20 protein-coding genes and 1 pseudogene are annotated in these 15,505 nt (G+C 70.0%); 9 read left to right on the top strand and 12 right to left on the bottom strand.

All coding sequences use genetic code 11. The features are described 5' to 3' along the window. The first annotated feature begins 206 nt into the window (after positions 1-206). The 6 genes from A949_RS0105570 to A949_RS0105540 all read left to right on the top strand — a co-directional run bounded on the left by A949_RS0105570 (position 207) and on the right by A949_RS0105540 (position 4,870). Entirely contained in the window at positions 207-899 is a 693-nt protein-coding gene (locus A949_RS0105570) for a hemerythrin domain-containing protein (RefSeq protein WP_019355021.1), read from the top strand. A 427-nt stretch (positions 900-1,326) separates the two neighbouring features. Then, positions 1,327-2,100: an SDR family NAD(P)-dependent oxidoreductase gene (locus tag A949_RS0105565; protein WP_019355020.1), complete on the top strand. Its 774-nt coding sequence runs from the start codon at positions 1,327-1,329 to the stop codon at positions 2,098-2,100. 169 nt (positions 2,101-2,269) lie between these two features. Then, positions 2,270-3,124 carry an LLM class flavin-dependent oxidoreductase gene (locus A949_RS0105560; protein ID WP_026004369.1) on the top strand — a complete coding sequence of 285 codons (855 nt, stop codon included), beginning with the start codon at positions 2,270-2,272 and terminating at the stop codon, positions 3,122-3,124. 249 nt (positions 3,125-3,373) lie between these two features. Beyond that, a complete protein-coding gene (locus A949_RS32610) occupies positions 3,374-3,571 on the top strand; it encodes a hypothetical protein (protein WP_019355018.1) in 198 nt (65 codons plus the stop codon). A gap of 98 nt (positions 3,572-3,669) precedes the next feature. Continuing rightward, positions 3,670-3,969 (top strand): hypothetical protein, encoded by a 300-nt coding sequence (locus A949_RS0105545; RefSeq protein ID WP_019355016.1) that lies wholly within the window; start codon positions 3,670-3,672, stop codon positions 3,967-3,969. Between the two features lie 499 nt (positions 3,970-4,468). After that, complete coding sequence (locus tag A949_RS0105540; RefSeq protein WP_019355015.1) at positions 4,469-4,870, top strand: hypothetical protein; 402 nt, start codon at positions 4,469-4,471, stop codon at positions 4,868-4,870. 482 nt (positions 4,871-5,352) lie between these two features. Here the strand turns inward: A949_RS0105540 and A949_RS32600 are convergent, their stop codons facing one another. The 5 genes from A949_RS32600 to A949_RS0105510 form a co-directional block, all read right to left on the bottom strand. Then, positions 5,353-5,553 carry a hypothetical protein gene (locus A949_RS32600; RefSeq protein WP_158687551.1) on the bottom strand — a complete coding sequence of 67 codons (201 nt, stop codon included), beginning with the start codon at positions 5,551-5,553 and terminating at the stop codon, positions 5,353-5,355. A 201-nt stretch (positions 5,554-5,754) separates the two neighbouring features. Further along, on the bottom strand, positions 5,755-6,201 hold the full coding sequence (locus A949_RS0105525; RefSeq protein ID WP_019355012.1) for a DMT family transporter: 447 nt from the start codon (positions 6,199-6,201) through the stop codon (positions 5,755-5,757). Positions 6,202-6,257: 56 nt separating this feature from the next. Beyond that, positions 6,258-6,578 (bottom strand): DMT family transporter, encoded by a 321-nt coding sequence (locus A949_RS0105520; RefSeq protein WP_019355011.1) that lies wholly within the window; start codon positions 6,576-6,578, stop codon positions 6,258-6,260. A gap of 45 nt (positions 6,579-6,623) precedes the next feature. Beyond that, on the bottom strand, positions 6,624-7,109 hold the full coding sequence (locus tag A949_RS0105515; protein WP_026004368.1) for a nucleoside deaminase: 486 nt from the start codon (positions 7,107-7,109) through the stop codon (positions 6,624-6,626). Next, a complete protein-coding gene (locus A949_RS0105510) occupies positions 7,106-7,702 on the bottom strand; it encodes a DsbA family oxidoreductase (protein ID WP_019355009.1) in 597 nt (198 codons plus the stop codon). The genes A949_RS0105515 and A949_RS0105510 overlap by 4 nt, the downstream gene beginning before the upstream one ends. A 121-nt stretch (positions 7,703-7,823) precedes the next feature. Between A949_RS0105510 and A949_RS0105505 the strand changes: the two genes are divergently transcribed. Next, complete coding sequence (locus A949_RS0105505; protein WP_019355008.1) at positions 7,824-8,183, top strand: MerR family transcriptional regulator; 360 nt, start codon at positions 7,824-7,826, stop codon at positions 8,181-8,183. A gap of 515 nt (positions 8,184-8,698) precedes the next feature. Next, complete coding sequence (locus A949_RS0105500) at positions 8,699-9,274, top strand: CGNR zinc finger domain-containing protein (protein ID WP_019355007.1); 576 nt, start codon at positions 8,699-8,701, stop codon at positions 9,272-9,274. A gap of 66 nt (positions 9,275-9,340) precedes the next feature. Here A949_RS0105500 and A949_RS38880 read toward each other — a convergent pair whose 3' ends face one another. The 6 genes and pseudogenes from A949_RS38880 to A949_RS0105475 all read right to left on the bottom strand — a co-directional run bounded on the left by A949_RS38880 (position 9,341) and on the right by A949_RS0105475 (position 13,602). Next, positions 9,341-9,703, bottom strand: coding sequence for a hypothetical protein (locus A949_RS38880; protein WP_019355006.1), 363 nt, complete (start codon positions 9,701-9,703; stop codon positions 9,341-9,343). Positions 9,704-9,816: 113 nt separating this feature from the next. Further along, positions 9,817-10,050 (bottom strand): annotated as a pseudogene (locus A949_RS39585) (CPCC family cysteine-rich protein); the annotation flags it as partial. Between the two features lie 90 nt (positions 10,051-10,140). After that, on the bottom strand, positions 10,141-10,872 hold the full coding sequence (locus tag A949_RS0105490; RefSeq protein WP_019355005.1) for a ferritin-like domain-containing protein: 732 nt from the start codon (positions 10,870-10,872) through the stop codon (positions 10,141-10,143). 284 nt (positions 10,873-11,156) lie between these two features. Next, a complete protein-coding gene (locus tag A949_RS35425) occupies positions 11,157-11,954 on the bottom strand; it encodes a hypothetical protein (protein ID WP_019355004.1) in 798 nt (265 codons plus the stop codon). Between the two features lie 52 nt (positions 11,955-12,006). Beyond that, positions 12,007-12,540: a hypothetical protein gene (locus A949_RS32590; RefSeq protein WP_019355003.1), complete on the bottom strand. Its 534-nt coding sequence runs from the start codon at positions 12,538-12,540 to the stop codon at positions 12,007-12,009. 156 nt (positions 12,541-12,696) lie between these two features. Then, complete coding sequence (locus A949_RS0105475; RefSeq protein WP_019355002.1) at positions 12,697-13,602, bottom strand: alpha/beta fold hydrolase; 906 nt, start codon at positions 13,600-13,602, stop codon at positions 12,697-12,699. A gap of 116 nt (positions 13,603-13,718) precedes the next feature. Here A949_RS0105475 and A949_RS0105470 point away from each other — a divergent pair, with 116 nt between their 5' ends. Continuing rightward, positions 13,719-14,282, top strand: a complete 564-nt coding sequence (locus A949_RS0105470; RefSeq protein WP_019355001.1) for a CGNR zinc finger domain-containing protein — start codon at positions 13,719-13,721, stop codon at positions 14,280-14,282. 156 nt (positions 14,283-14,438) lie between these two features. Here the strand turns inward: A949_RS0105470 and A949_RS0105465 are convergent, their stop codons facing one another. Beyond that, the gene (locus A949_RS0105465; RefSeq protein WP_026004367.1) at positions 14,439-15,239 is read right to left on the bottom strand and encodes an Fpg/Nei family DNA glycosylase; all 801 of its coding nucleotides are present in this window, start codon (positions 15,237-15,239) and stop codon (positions 14,439-14,441) included. Positions 15,240-15,505: the final 266 nt, after the last annotated feature.

Raw genomic sequence — 15,505 nt, 5'->3', positions numbered from 1 at the left:
GCGACCAAGATCGCCAGTAGCCTACGGGGCATCCGGCCCCCGACGTGGACCGGACGATCACCCGCACGGACTTCGAGCGGACCCAGCACCGCGAACGTCAGCACCGCACCATGTAAGCCCATGTCACCGGCGGCGGCAACGTGGTGAGGACTGCGCGGTATCCGTGCTGTATGCGGTTTGAAAGGTACGGCCTCAAAACTTCTCCCATGCACACCGAGAAGAACGCAAAGATGGCTGACAGCCGCGACATGATCGGCGCGCACGACGCCATGCGGAGAGAGTTCGGCGCTCTGCCCGCGCTGATCGTGGGTGTGCCGGCCGGTGATGCGCGGGGCACTGACGTCGTCGCCGGCCACGTACTGATGATGGTCGACTTCCTGCATGCCCATCACACCAGCGAGGACGACCATGTGTGGCCCCGGCTGCGGGAGCGCTGCCCCGATGACGTCGGGCCCCTCATCGAGGCGATGGATCAGCAGCACACCTCCATAGACAAGGACTTGAAGACGCTCGCCGCGAACGGCCGGCGCTGGCAGGCCACCGCCGACGCGTCCGACCGGGATGCCGTCGCCGCCGTCGCGGAACGTCTACTGCCGGGGCTGTATGAGCATTTGGCGCTGGAGGAGCAGCGTATTCTGCCGCTCATCGATCGCCACCTGACCGAACGCGAGTGGAAGACGACCGTCGAGGCGTCCCTGGGTAAAGTGCGTTTCTCGCAGCGCCTGCTGATGCTGGGCATGGCCCTGCACGGGGCGAGCGAGGAGCAGGCCCAGCTCCTGCGCGCCGCCGTTCCCGCTGTCGTCTGGCATGCCGGCCGCCCGCTCGGGACCCGTCTTTATCGGAACCACCATGAGCGCCTGGTTTCCGCGAGCCGGGATTCAGACCTCGGCACCGGCTGATCGACGACGACAGCGGACGCGGCGCGGGCCCGTGTTCTCGCAGAGCAACGTGCCTCTCTGCTCTTGATCCGCTTGTCCACGGGAGGAGCCTGCCGGGCCCGGCAGGCTCGCCCCGGCCCGGGACCGGCGGGGGCTCGGGAAGCTCCGCCCAAGCCTGCCCTGTCCGGCCCGTGCACCAAAACTCAATTGGTGCGGCCCCGGCAGGCCGTCCTGCTCGAAGAACCGGCGCCCCGCCGCTCGCCACGACGCCGGCGGGACCACCGGACGCCCTGGGAGCAACACCGAACGCGACCAGCTCAGACGCTGAACACGGCTTCAGAAAGGGAGGACCAGCCCGGCTTCTCGCAATCCACGCAGTGCCCTGCCCATGCACTCGGCAGCCAAGGCCCCATCGATCCTCATCCCCCAACGGAAGGGTGAACACGAGTTGGTTAACGTCCTCATCATCGGCGCCACACAGGGCACCGGCCGGGAACTGGCCGCCGCCTATCTGCGCGACGGCGCGAACGTCGTCGTCACCGGGCGCGAGGCCAAGCGGGCCGAGACCGTAGCCGCAGAACTGACCGCCGAGGTCGTGGAGACCGCCGCGACGGTAGCCGGGCATCCACCGACCGTCGCCAACGGCGATGGCCCGGCTTGTCCGGGCGTGGTCACCGGCCTGGCGCTTGACCTCAGCCGCCCGGAGACCGTCGCCGTGGCGCTCGCTCCGGTCGAGCAGGTCGACCGGCTCGTCCTGGTCGGTATGGTCCGCGACCGCAACACTCTGGCCGGGTTCGACATAACGACCGCGAGCCAGTTGGCCGTGACAAAGGTCGTCGGGTACACGGCCGTCATAGCCGCTCTGGCCGAACGCCTGGCGCCGAACGCGGCGGTGCTGCTGTTCGGCGGCGGTGCCAAGGACTACCCGTACCCCGGCTCGACGACCCTGACGGCCGTCAACGCCGCCGTGACCGGGATGGTGCGGACGCTGAGCATCGAGCTGGCGCCGGTCCGGGTGAACGCGATCCACCCCGGACCGATCGGCGACAGCCCGTTCTGGCAGAGTCGACCGGAACTGGCCGACACTCTGGTCCAGTTCCGCTCGGAGACGCTGACCGGCGAGCTCGGCCGCATGGCCGACATCGTCGACGCCTGCCGGTTCCTGCTGGAGAACCGGCTGGCCAACGGGATCGACCTGTCCGTCGACGGCGGACATCTATAAGACCGGACACGGCGCCCCCCCCGGTTCTCTCCTCAGGTTGGCCACCGGGCGTCTCACACCGCTCAACACCCCCGAACCACCGAATGAACAGCACGCTCCGCAAGTGCAATCTCTGCGGTAAGCGCACGACCCTCCGACGCACTGACCATTCGCAGAAAGAACACGACCCATGAAAATTGGTATCGGAATCCCCAATCAGATACGCGATGTGAGAGCGGAGGCCATTCCAGAGTGGGCACGGCGCGCCGAAGAAGCAGGGTTCGCCTCCCTGGGCAGTGTGGGCCGTGTCGCCTACCCGGGAGTGATGGACACCGTCGCGCTCGCAGCGGCGGCAGGTGCCACCAATAGGATCGGGCTCATCAGCAACGTCCTCCTCGGCCCGGTATGGCCTGCCCATCTGCTGGCCAAGGAGGCGCAGAGTATCGACGGTGTCTCGGGCGGCCGATTCACCCTCGGTATCGGCCTTGGGGGGCGGCCCGACGATTTCGTAGTGGAGGGCCTGGGCCCGCGCGGGACGGGCAAGCGGCTCGACCGTGATATCGAGACATACAAGAGCGTGTGGCGGGGCGAGACTCCCGCCGGCTGTGACAACCCGCTGGTGCCCCGGGGCAGCCGTGAGGTGCCTTTGCTCTTCGGCGGCATGGTCCAGGCTTCGTACGACCGCGTGGCACGCTCCGGCCGTGGCTATATCGGTGCGTCGGTCCCGGCACACATGATCGCCGGTGCCTTCGACGGCGTGCGTACAGCGTGGAAGGAAGCCGGACGTGGGGGCTCTCCGTATTTGGTCGCTATCGCCTACTACGCGGTCGCGGACATCGAGGCTGGCCGGGCGAACGTCTACGACTACTACTCCACCGCAGGAGCGGACACCGCTGGTTTCATCGCATCCGCGGTGAGCGGAGGAGCGGACGTGATCAGGAAAACCGTCAGCGAGTTCGAGGCGATCGGAGCAGACGAACTGATCCTCAACCCGACCAGCGACGACATCGACGAGATCCTGCGCGTCGCCGATATTGTCCTCTGACACGTTCGCTGTGGTTCATGTGATCCATGACGTGGCCAAAATTTGACATCACCACACTCATCGCACCCGGGATCGGACGACTCGAACGGCGTCTGAGCTGCCCCGAATTTCGTAGATCCGGTGGGCTTGACTCAGGCGGACTGGTTCCCCTTCGCCAGGATCGTAACCCTGGCGAAGGAGCTTCACCGAAATCAGAGCAGCTCAGAGGTCGGTGCGGAGGCTGGTGGCGATCGCTGTGAAGGCCAGGAAGTGTTCGGGTTTCTCACGGACAACGTCTCCGACTGGGTGGCTGAAGCCGTAGCGCGCCAGATCCGGCATCAGCTCCTGGGCTACGACCTCCGCCGGCATGAGGAGGAGCACGGCCCCTTCAGGGACGAGGAGCTCGCCGAGGCGCGCGGGAAGATCTTCGGCCCCGCCGGCACCTCCGAGGGCGCGGACGCCGCGTGAGCGAGCGCATAGAAACCGTCGTCCTGGACTCGGAAGGGCTCTCCGCCTGGATCGCGCAGGACCGCAAGCTTCTCGCGATGCTGTAGGTCTTCCACGACATGGGAGCCGATCTCGTGATCGGAGCCAACACCATCGTGGAAGTCAGCCACTCACGCACCAACATGCCTCGCCTGAAATGGGCCCTGTCCCGCGTCAAGTTGGAGCCGGTGACCGAACAAGCGGCGCCAGCAGCAGCGGAACAACTCGAAGACGCCGGACTGCACGAACACAGGTACGCCATCGACGCCACGGTCGCCGAGGTCGCCCTGCGTCAGCCGAAACCTGTCGCCCTCTTGACCTCCGACAGCGACGACATGACCCAGCTCTGCGGCAACCAAGTCCGCGTCATCCCTCTCTGACGCGCCGGCCCACCCCGAGCGCACCCCCTGGCAGGGTCCGCTGTATCGCCCTCCCGTGCCCCATCCGTGCCCAGCAGAGCGGACGACAGCGGTCAGGTACAGCCTCCAGAGACCGTGGCACCCCCAGCCTCCTCGCAGGAAAGTGCAGGTCAGGACCCTTCCGGAGACTCAAGCACCGCTGATTCCCAAGCTCAGAGCGCGGGTTCGATTCCCGTCGCCCGCTCCAACGCCAACCCCCAGGTCAGCGACCTGGGGGTTGTTCATGTCCAGACCTCTGCCTGCCAGATCAGGCGCTCGGTATGCCGACCGGTCGCCTCGCCACGCCGCGCAGACCAACGCCTCCCCTCTCGGTCAAGACGACTTGCCGCCGTCAAGGTGGCGGCGGTCAGCAGCCCGCCGAGTGAGCTGAAGTGGACAGGCACACCTCCATGCGCATGAGAGGGACGAACACGTACCGTAGGGCGCACAGCGGACCTGTCGATCCTCACTGGAGACCGCGATGACCACGCAGCCCGAAGAACCGATGCACGACATCGCCGACAGTGATCCGGAAGCTCACCGCATCGCCCAGCCGGCCAGCACGCCTGAGGAACTGCGTGCTGCTCTCGCGCTGATCGCCCCAGACGCACTGCCGACATTTGATGACGAGCGCGCCGCGGCACTCCGGCAGTCCCGAGAGCAGGTGAGCGCGGCACCCATGCGTCGCTTCGCCGGGCAGTGGGCGGTCTACGTGGCCGTCGAGCGCCACCCGGACCGAGCCGCCCGTCTGCGGGCGCTGGAAAACCGTGCGGCCGAGACCGACGACATCCACGAGGCGCGCGAACTCGCGGCGGAGATCGGTCGCATCCTTGACGCAGCATGCGCTGAAGCCGGCATCGACCAGGAGCAGGGAGCGGCGTGAGCGATCGGGACCCATGGCGTTGGGAGTATGACCCGGACGCCGAGCATGTGGTGTCGGGTCTGCCTCCGCAGGTGGTTGCCGAGGTTGAACGTCTCGCGGGAGATAGTTGCACTGGCCGAGGTCGGCGTTGACGTCACGGATCTCGGTCAAGGACCGCGACGGGGCGTGCCAGGCGGGGTGCGGCGCATCCCGCTGCTCGTCGACGGCTGGTTCTACGCGCTGCCCCTCCCCCGTCTGCGCCTTATCGCGATCACTCGAGTAATCCCCCCGTTCTCCGACCTCTGGTAAGTGAACAGATCCTGCTTCGAGGCACTGGCCCCTGGGGCGCATTGGTCGGCAGTGCGCCGAGTTCCGCACCAGACACCAGGCAGGGCGGTGAACAACGGTCAACGACGGTGCTGCGGCAACCCGGCAGCTTGCTGCCAGTGCTCCTTTGCGCTGGTCAGCGAGGTACCCGGTCGACCATCCCGTGATTCCCAAACTCAGAGCGCAAGTTCGATTCCCGTCGCCCGCTCCACGACGAAGACCCAGGTCAGCAACCAACGCACGGCTGCGCTCGTGAAGGGTGAGGCTTCGGTTGCCTGGCGCAGGTCTTCAATCCTCGAGTAGCGGTAGCTCTGCGGCCGCTGGCAGGCGCCTACGGCCCGTGGGGAGCTGAGCAGCACCGGTTCGTCGAAGGTCAACGGCTCCTGCATGGTGAGGCCGCTTGCCCAGGAGGTCGCTGCGCGGAAGCAGGGTTCCCTTGAAGAACGCATGGCTTTGTCCTGTCCCGCCCCTCCAGGCAGAGGCCCGACCCGGTCCCTGGGGCAAGGGCCGGGTCTTGGGGTGCGGCTCGTACGGGAGGACCTTCCGCGCCGTGATGGCGGCGGGGTCCCACTGCTGCTCTACCGCTCGGTGGACTCGGCGGTGGGCCGGTCGGAGAGCTTCAGCCAGACGACGCCGCCGATGATCAGCGCGAGCCAGGCGGCCTTGCCCAGGGTGAGGGTCTCGGGGAAGAAGACCGGGCCGAGCAGGGCGGCTCCGACGGCGCCGATCCCGGCCCACACCGCGTAGCCGATGCCGACGTCGATGGTGCGCAGGGAGATGCTCAGGGCCAGCAGGGTGAGCAGGAAGAACACCACCGCGACGATCGACCAGGACAGGATGGTGAATCCCTGGCTGCCGCCCACCGCGAGGGCGTAGCCGACTTCGAGGATTCCGGCGAGCAGGAGGACCAGCCAGGCCCGGGTGCGCTTGCCGGCTGCGGCGGCGGGGCTCGGACCGACGGTGGCGGCGGTGGCGGTTGTGGTGGCGGTTGTGGTGGCGGCGGTGGTGGCGGTGGCGGTGGACATGGGGGTTCCTCTCGGGCGTGTGTGGCAACGAAGTGGGGTGGGCCCCGTGGAGGGGATCAGGCGGTACCGGTGAGCTGGAGCCCGACGACACCGGCGATGACGGCGGCGATCCCGAGGAGCTTGCGCCAGTCGAAACGCTGGCCGAAGAAGAGGGCTCCCAGGAAGACGATCCCGACGCCGGCGGCGGAGGTCCAGATCGCGTAGCCGACCCCGACCTCGAAGGTGATCAGTGCCAGGCTCAGGACGTAGGTGGCGATGCCGCCGCTGACCAGCGTGGCGACCGACCAGCCGAGGCGGGTGAAGCCCTGGGCCTTGCCCGCGGAGACGGCCACGGCGATCTCGAAGACGACGGCGATGGCGAGGTAGAGCCAGTGCATGACGGGTCCTTCCGGATGTGTGGTTCACGGAGTGGTTCAGAAGCGTCAGATGGACGCGGGGTGGTGCAGGGCGCGGTAGCGGGTGAAGGGCACCAGCGCCCGCCTCACGGGCAGCTGCCGGGCATCCCGCTCCAGGGAAAGCGGCTCGGTCCCGCCGCTCGGGTATCCGGACCGGTAGTCGAAGCCCCATGCGGCAGCCGTGTCGCGGCCCACCGCGTAGTGGACCTCGGCGATGCCGTGGGCGGCGGCGAAGCGGTAGCACATGCCGCAGGGTTCACCGGTCGCCAGGAGTACGGCTCCCCGGATCCCGGCGGGTCCGTACTCGCGCACGGCCTGCCGGATCGCGGTGATCTCGGCGTGGGCGGTGGGATCGCCGGTTTCCAGGACGAGATTCACGCCGGGTGCGGAGACCTGGCCGTCGGAGTGGAGCAGTTGCCCGACGAAGGGGGGCCCGCCGGAGTCGACATGCTGGATGCAGAGCTCCACGGCCTTGGTCATCAGGTCCCATGGGGCACGGGTGGGTTCGTTCATGACACGGCCAGGTCTTCCAGGGCGCGGCGGATGACCCCTTCGGTGGCCACGCCTTCGATGCGCCGCTCGCCGATCACGAGGGTCGGTACGACGGTGATCTTCTGCCGTGCCGACTCGGCCAGGGCCGCCCGGTGCCGCTCGGCGTACCACTCGTCGTCCAGGGCCTGGGTGTAGCCGGCCGGGTCCAGGCCGGCCTCTTCGGCCAGGCGTGCCAGGACTGCCCGGTCCCCGATGTCGAGGTCCTCCCGGAAGAAGGCCGCCATCAGACGCTGGTGGTAGGCGTGTCCACGGCCGTGCTCCTGGGCGTACTGGGCGCCTCGGAAGGCGAGTTCGGTGTAGGGCTGGGGGGAGACGCTGGGCAGCTGCATCGGGATCCGGTGGTGCCGGGCCATCGGGTAGACGGCACGGTTCCAGATCTCGGGCAGGTACGGGTCCTCCGGGCGCAGGGTGGGCGTGGGGCGAGGGCGCAGCTCGTGGGGGTGGTGCACCACTTCGACCTCCGGGAGGTCGGTCACTGCCCGCTCGATCAGCTCGTCGGCGATCAGGCAGAACGGGCAGACGTAGTCGGACCAGATGTGGATCTTTGCTGCCATGTTCGCCTCCGCTTTCCTCCGGCGTACCTTGTGTGCGCCGTGCCTGTACCTTCGGTCTTCACACCGGTGTCAGGTGCAACGCCGCCGGCCCCGGTTACTCGACGGGCGGCCAGGAGGAGCCATGCGGATAGGCGAGTTGGCGGAGGCAACCGGGGTGAGCAGCCGTTCTCTCCGGTACTACGAGGAGCACGGTCTGATCCGCTCCGAGCGCACTTCGGGCGGATGGCGGGACTTCGACCCGTCGATGGTGGACCGCGTGGTGATGATCCAGCACCTGTTCGCGGCGGGCCTGGGCAGCAGCACCATCGACCAGGTGCTGCCCTGCCTGGACGCGCCGCCCGAGAAACGCAACGGCGAGATGGAGCGGCTGTTCGCCGAGCAGGCCGAGCGGCTCGCGGCGAAGCAGCGCGACATCGAGCGCGAGCGCGAAACCCTCCAGGCCCTCCGCCGCGAAACGGCCCTTCCCGGCGCCACCCCCTGAAGCGAACGGTGCCGTGAGCGCGGCAGGCGCCCCCGCCGCGCTCACGGGCACTCGAAGCCCTCGCACGGACCGGACCGGTCGGCACAGTGCTGACCTGCTGACCGGGGGAGGCCGGATGGCCGGGCACCTCGCGGGAGCGTGCGTCATGATCGAGCGGGACTCGATGACGGGAGCCGAGGACAGCGCTCGCGGCGAGCGCTGTCGCATATCCGTCGATGAACCGCAGGCGCCAAGAATCGGCCGGCACGGGCAGGTCATAGGCATTGGAGTGGAACAGCGTCGAGTCCAAACCGCCGAGGAACACGGGGATGAGGAGCAGCGGGAAGAGGATCTTCCGGGGGACGGCGGGCCGTGCAGGGGCGAGGACCGTCATGAGCTCTCCGAGTCGACCTGGAACCGGGTGTGGCGGTTCCGGCGTGCCCGCGATGCAGGCCGCAACCAGGTCAGGTGGTTCCACGCCCGTCGCGCAGCCGCCGGGACTTGTATATCGAGACGGAACCAGCGAAGATGGTTCCATGTCTGTCGCGCACTACCCTGAGTTCCGCCCTGGCAAGGTGCTGGCGACCAGCTTCACGGCGACTCTGACGGAGCGCTGCGGCGAGAGACTGGAGCGCATCCCCGTGCCGTCCCGACTCGTGGACTGGCTGGAGGGCAACGGACTCACGGTCGACTCCTGCACCGAATCCCAGCTCGACCGTGCTCGAGAACTGCGGGAATCCATTCATGCGGCCGCCACCGCCGCCGCGAACCAGGATCCGCTTCCCCCCGCGGCCGTCCGCGTCATCAATGACTGCAGTACGCGCGGCGCGGCCTCGCCGATCCTCGACTCCTCGGGTGGCCAGCTGTGGCAGCTGCGTTCCGCTCACGTGGAAGACGCGCTCAGCGTGATCGCCGCCGACGCGGTCAGCATCATCTCGGGAGAGCGAGAAGGGCGGATGGCCCTGTGCGCATCACCGACGTGCCGGGCCGCATTCTTCGACACCAGCCGATCCCGCACCCGCAGGTGGTGCGACATGAACACCTGCGGGAACCGTGAGAAGAAGGCCCGCTTCCTCGCCAACAAGCGGCACACCTCTAACCCTGCCGGCTGACCACCAGTCCTGCCGCATACACGCCCTGCTCACCTCACCCGCCGCGGGACCTGCCCGCCGACGCACTCAGCGCGGGACGCCCAGATCCTCTCGGGAGAGCCGCCGGGCGGCCTCGGTGTTCAGGCCCGCGGCCGAGCCGGGGAGCAGCCAGAAGTGCCGGGGGTCGTACGTGGTGGTGGCCGCGACGTCGAGAGAGCCGTCTCCGTCGACGTCGAGGAGCGGGGGCCGCGGGCGGAAGCGCGGGCGGGCATGGGGCTTGTTCTGCCCCGGGACGCCGGCGCTGTCCAGGTCGACCGGCCGGAGCCGGGAGTTCCGGTCGGCGTGCGCGACGTCCGGGAGCAGCAGCACCACGCCGTGGGCTTTGCCGGCGCCGGTTGTCCGGGGTCCGCCGCCGGCCGCCGGCTGCGCCGCCAGAAGGTGGGACGCCACCAGTAGAGCGCTGTCAGGTCCTCGGGCCACGGCGCGCTGCTGCCTGTGTCCTCGAAGGAGTCCCGCGTGGGGTCGATCGGCCGCCGGCCCGGATCGAGCGGTTCGTCGTCCTTCGGCTGCTGCACCTTCTTGCGGAACCGCTCTTCCATCGCGCCGAATCGCCGGTAGTTCTGCTGGGCCACGATCAACGGGACGGCATTCGCCCCCCAGCCCATCGAGGGCCGGCGCACTTGCACGAGATCGTCCTCCCAGAAGCACACGGAACAGATCTCGTATCCCCCCATCTCGCCGAACATCCGGTGTCCGCAGCAAGGGCAGGGGAACCACCCCTCGGGGGGCGACTGCACGTGATTCCCCGGTTCCGGAAGGGGGGCGGGCCCCGGAGGAGTGGTCGTCGCACCGCGCCGGTCCCGATTCCCGCGCGGTCGTGACTGTTGTCAGCCCGCATTCGTCCAGGCATCCGGGCGGGGCGACAGTACTGCGGAGACCACCTCGTGGGACGAGGCCATGACATCGGCGACGAACCGCATCCGCTTGATGCCGAGTCGGCGCAGTGCCGAACCGTGGTCGGCGACGACGACGAGAGAGACCGCGCGCAGCAGAAGCCGCCACAGGGCCATCGTCGGGCGGCGCACCGGCCGGGGCAGCTCGGCCAGGGAGGCGTGCAGTCGTTCGCAGTGGAAGGGGACGTGGCGCTGCTCGTCGGCCAGGATCCGCCCCGCCACCTCCGAGGTGAGCGCGTCGTCGGTGCCGTCACGGAGGACGCGGTAATAGCGCAGCGCCACCACCTCCGCGATCATCAGCATCAGCAGTTCGGTACGGAGGCCCAGGAGACGCCGCAACCGTACGAAGACGACGTCGCTCCAGTGTCCGGGCAGCGTCGCCACGCCTCCCGCCGTCAGCAGCCTGGCGAGGAGACGGGCGTGGTTCTGTTCCTCGGCTATGAAGAGCCGCACCGCCTGCCCGTAGTCGGGGTCGCCGGCCTGGTCCGCTTTGCCGATCAGGTTGGCGCCGTCACCGTCCTCGCCGACCTGGAAGCGCTGGATGCTGGTCCACACCGCCGGCGGCAGCGTCGCGCCCTGCTCCCAGTCCGGATCGCCCAGCGCCTGCCGGCGCGCGTGCTCGTCCTCGAACCGCCTTGTCCACTTGGCGAAGCCACCTGTATCCACCCGGTTCCCCTCTCCGGGGCACAACCGCCGTGCCCTGGAGAGGGACGACGCATGCGGACACCCGAACCGTTCCACTGCGGCCGGGAGCCGTTGCCGACATCGGCGTCGGGCAGTCCGGGGATCCGGGCAGCCGGAGGTGCCGCGGCCACCGTCCCGGAGCGCGACCGGGAGCGGCCCACGCACTCCTCCGGGCGGCCCGGCGCGTCAGCTCATCCGGCCATGCCGTCGCGTCCGGCGCCGGCCACCCGGTCGGACGACGTGTCGCGGGTGCTCCGCCCTCGGTTTCATGGGACCAGGCCGAGCAACTCGTTCATTCCGTACGGGTACAGCCATGGGCTGTGGCCACCGGCCCGGAGGCGGTCTACGGCGATCAGCGCGTCCGCCGCGGTCTTGCACCTCGGATGACGCCGGGCAAAGGCGGCGATGCGGGGTCGCTGCGTGGGAAGCCAGGCGGCAACCACCTGGGGATCGCCCTCGTGCCACCACGTGAACTCGAACTCCTCCCAGAGGAGCTCGGTCGCCCAGTCGAGAGCGAGACGGACGAGCCCGGCATCCGCCGCTGGTCCGGAAAGCCCGGCGAGGTGAGCCAACCACGGTTCCACACCCTCCGTCGCATGCGCGATTCCCTCGACGAGCTGGGTGAGGTCCGAAGGGGGACGACCGTCGACCAGAGCGATGGCCAGCAGTGCGCGGAAGGCCTGCTCCGCAGCGGCACGTTCGGGCGCCGGCCAGTCGGCGAATCCGGCACCGAGCCGGCCGAGACGACCGAGCTCCTCCGAGGGATCTGCGCCGTGCCCGTCCGGTCCCCAGTAGCGCAGCGCGCGGGGCATGAGGCGACGCCACAGGACGGGGTACTGGTCGGCCTCCCAGTGGCTGGGGACCTCACGCAGGAAGTGCCCGAGGAGATCGTCCGGCACGGCAGCGGGCTCGCCGCCGAGGATGTGCAGCTCCGATTCCGGGGTGCAGTACGTACAGCCGTCCACCGGACGGTCGAGTGCGGGAGGCGAGGCGAAGACCCGGTCGGCCTCCGCCACCGCGTGCCGCCACGCGGTGTACGGATCGGAGTCAGGAGGGAGGGACATGAAGCGACCTGCCGGTGGGACTCCGCGCAGGGGGCCTGGCGAAGAGAGCACTCTACAACTCGGGGCTCCCGCTGTCCCGGGCCGGGGCCGTGGAGCCGGATCGGTCCTCGGACGAGCGCTGGGCGCCGGTGCCGGGCAAGCCGGTGCCGGGTGAATCGGTGCCGGGAGAGCCGGTGCGCTTTTCGTCGAAGGCGCGCAGCACCCGGGTGGTCGGGTCCGGTGCTGCAGCGTCCCGGAGGCGGTCGGTGAGCAGGAAGCGGTCCGACTCGAACGCCGATCCGTGTTCTGCCTCGCTCAGGAAGAATGTTCCACCCGCTGGGACGGGGTCCCAACCGCGCGACAGCGCATACTCGATGACCTTTCGTACGTCGGCTGGGTGGGGATATTCGGAGTCGGTCGCACAGCCCCACGGCAGGACCGCCCTGGACAACAGATCCGCCTGGAGGGCCCGGCTGTTCCTCCCCGCGCCCCAGATGCGGAGCCGGACACATCTGTGGCAGTCGCGCTCACCGGCCACCTGGAGGATGCGGCCCGACCAGGTGAACTCCCGCCCGTCCACCACCAGCCTGCGCAACCGACTGCTCATGTCGTCCCCCTGTTCCGACGCCCGTGTGAGGCCTGGGGCGCTCGTTCACGTCTGCCCATCATGGGGGACAGCGAGACGACCGGGGAGAGCAGTGAGCCCAGGTCCGGCGAGCAGGGCTCGCCGTATCCGGCTCCGGCCCTGGTGTCCGTCGCGCGGTCATCCGTCCGCGGAGGACTCCGCGCGCCTCAGCGCCGCCGCGGCCGGGCCGGTGAGGAAGGCGCGGAGGTATCCGGCCACGGTGTCCAGGTGGCTCTCGAGGAGGAAGTGTCCGCCGCCGGGGATCAGATGGATCTCCGCGTCCGGCAGGTCCCGGGCGAAGGCGCGGGCGCCGTCCGGGCCGAAGATCTCGTCGCCGGCGCCCCAGACGGCCAGCAGGGGGACCTGCCGTTCCCGGAAGTAGGCGTGCACGCGGGGGTAGAGGGGCGGGTTGCTCGCGTAGTCGCGGAACAGGGCGAGCTGTACGAGGTCGAGGCCCGGTCGGTTGACCTCGCGGTGGTCGGCGGCCCAGGTGTCGGGGTCGACCAGTTCGGGGCGGTCCACTCCGTGCAGGTACTGCCAGCGGATGGCGTCGAGGGAGAGCGCGCCGCGGACGGCGGGTTCGGTGCGGGGGCCCGGATCCTCGCAGTACGCCCAGACGGGCTCCCAGAAGTCCGGTACGAAGCCGTCGTCGTAGGCGTTTCCGTTCTGCGTGATCACGGCGGTGACCGCGTCCGGGGTGCGCAGGGCCAGCCGCCAGCCGATGGGGGCGCCGTAGTCCTGTACGTAGACGGCGTAGCGGGTGACGCCGAGCTGGGCCAGGAGGGCTTCGGTGAGGTCGGTCAGGGAGTCGAAGGTGTAGGTGAAGGCGTCGGCGGGCGGGGCGTCGGAGTTGCCGAAGCCGAGGTGGTCGGGGGCGATGACGTGGAACCGGTCGGCCAGCGCCGGGACGAGGTGGCGGAACATGCGCGAGCTGGTGGGGAAGCCGTGCAGGAGGACGAGCGTGGGCGCCTCGCGCGGTCCCGCTTCCCGGTAGAAGAGCCGGTGTCCCCGGACGGTCGCGTAGTGGTGGCGGATCTCAACCATGTCTAACCCCTTCGAGGTCTTATGAGGGTTACCGTCGAGAGCCAGTACACCGCCCATGGAGTAACCTGTCAAACAGCTTGATGGGGTTATGCGAGCAGAGTGGGGAGGTGGGTGCCGTGCTGGACGACGAAGCCCTGATGCAGGCGCTGAACAGCACCCCTGTCGTGGACGGCCGACGCCGCGACCTGTGGCGGGACGACCACGAGCTGGACAGATGGGCACGGGAGCACGGGGGCCACGGCGGCGACGCGGAGCGCCGATGGCTGCGCACCGCGCGGGACGCGCTCCAGGCGGTGGAGTCCGGCGCGCCCGCGGAACCGCGGCTGCGCCGGATCCTGGCCGGCGTCCGCAAGGTCCCGCGGCCCGTCCCCTCCGGGATCGAGTGGCACGTGGAGATGCCGCCGGAGCGCCGGCCGGCCGTGGAGCTCGTGCTCGCCTGGGCGGACGTCAAAGAGCGCCTGCCCGGCCGGCTGCGGCCGTGCGGGAACCCCGACTGCCGCCTCTTCCTCCTGGACCGCAGCCGCGCCAACACCGCACGGTGGTGCTCGATGAAGACCTGCGGGAACCGGCTCAAAGCCCGCCGGCACCAGGCCCGCACCCGGGAGACGGAGACAGGAACAGGGCCGGAGGCAGGAACAGGGACGGGGACGGGGACAGGAACGGGAACGGAGACCTCATGACGGCCTCGCGGCCGGTGCGGCGCCCGGCCGGTTCCGCACCCGCTCGACAGCGCCCGGCCGGTTCCGCACCCACGCCCTGACGGCGGACGACAGCACCGCACCCCCGACCGCGCGACCACCTCCGCACCCCGACGCCCGTGGCCGAGCCGCAGCCCGCTACCGGGACGGCGCGGGCTGGCAGTGCGGGCACCAGAGTGTGGTCCGGCCGGCGACCGGGGCGGAGCGGAGCCGGGTGCCGCAGCGGGGGCAGGGCGCTCCGCCGGGGGCGTCGCGGCGGCCGGTCAGCCAGGTGTCGCGGGGCGGGACGTGCCCGGCGCGGACGGAGGTGCGCAGCACGCGGCGGAGCGTCCGGTGCAGTGCCGCGCGCTCGTCCTCGGTCAGGGAGCGGGTGGTGCGTGCGGGGTGCAGCCGGGCCTGCCACAGGATCTCGTCGGTGAGCAGGTTGCCGAGCCCGGCCAGGAAGGACTGGTCGAGGAACGCGGCCTTGAGCCGGCCACGGCGAGCGGCGAGGGCCGCGTCCAGGGCCGCCCGGGAGACGGTCAGTGCGTCGGGGCCCTGCTCGTCGAGGCGGCGGGCGGCCTCCGGGTCGTCCGCGTACCAGAGTCCTTTGAGTTTGCGCTGGTCCCGGTAGCGGAGCTGGCGGGGTCGGCGGGTGTCGCCGAGGGTGAACAGGATCCGGTCGTGGCGGTGCGGGGGATCGTCCGCGTCCGCGCACACGAGGCGGCCGGTCATGCCGAAGTGGAGCAGGAGAGTGGGGCCGTCGGTGTGCACGAGGAGCCACTTGCCGTGCCGCTCGGGCTCCCGCACCTCGCGCCCGGCCAGGTCCCGGCTGAACCGCCGCGCGCTGGTGCCGTGCAGGACGCCGGAGTCGCGCACCTCGACCCGCCGGATCGTCCGGCCCCGAGCGCAGTCGGCCAGGATTTCGCGGAAGCTCTCGACGTCCGGGAGTTCGGGCATGGCCGCCACCTCGTCCCGTGGTTCCGCCGGTACCGGGAGTACCACCGGTACCGCCGTGCGGCGCCCAACCGTGCCGGCACCCGGCATTCGCCGCACCGCACGGGATGATTTCGCCGCGCGTCCGTCCCTTTTCACCGTACGAGCGGCCGCAGCTCGTCGCACGCGGAGCCGACCCGGGTCGTTCGAGTCCGGCCGCGCACCGGTCCGACTCGGGACGGACACCGGCCCGGCAGCGCCCCAGCGCCCCAGCGCCCCACCCGCGCCGG

This window comes from Streptomyces sp. AA1529, assembly GCF_000280905.1.
Classification (GTDB): domain Bacteria; phylum Actinomycetota; class Actinomycetes; order Streptomycetales; family Streptomycetaceae; genus Streptomyces.
This window is presented reverse-complemented; position numbering and strand designations above follow the sequence as displayed.